Origin of the sequence: Mesorhizobium sp. M5C.F.Ca.ET.164.01.1.1 (genome assembly GCF_004792125.1) — a bacterium.
Lineage (GTDB): Bacteria > Pseudomonadota > Alphaproteobacteria > Rhizobiales > Rhizobiaceae > Mesorhizobium > Mesorhizobium wenxiniae.
Genome location: NZ_SRTG01000141.1, coordinates 1 through 411, shown reverse-complemented (window position 1 = coordinate 411; position 411 = coordinate 1). Strand labels below are relative to the sequence as shown.

1 protein-coding gene is annotated in these 411 nt (G+C 63.5%); it reads left to right on the top strand.

Annotation, left to right across the window (positions count from 1 at the left end):
• A partial coding sequence (locus EN807_RS32820; RefSeq protein ID WP_135937956.1) for a substrate-binding domain-containing protein occupies positions 1-411 on the top strand: 411 nt, incomplete at both ends.

Genomic DNA, 411 nt, shown 5'->3' with positions numbered 1-411 from the left:
GATGAAGCCGGCGAGGCGCAGATCGTGCAGGACATGCTGAGCAAGCCTGACACGGTCGCGATGGCGATCTCGCCGTCCAACGCGCCGCTGATCGCGCAGACGATCAAGAGCGCCAATCCGTCGATCCCGATCATGACGGTCGACGCCGATCTTGCCAAGGAAGACGCCGCCCTGCGCAAGACTTATCTCGGCACCGACAACTACCTGATGGGCAAGAAGATCGGCGAATACATCAAGAAGGCCAAGCCGAATGGCGGCACGGTCTGCACCATCGAAGGCAATCCGGCGGCAGACAACATCCTGCGCCGCGCGCAAGGTATGCGCGATGCGCTGTCGGGTAAGGAAGGCCTCGCGGCACTTGCCGGCGAAGGCGGCTGGACCGAAGCCCCCGGCTGCCCGGTGTTCACCAAT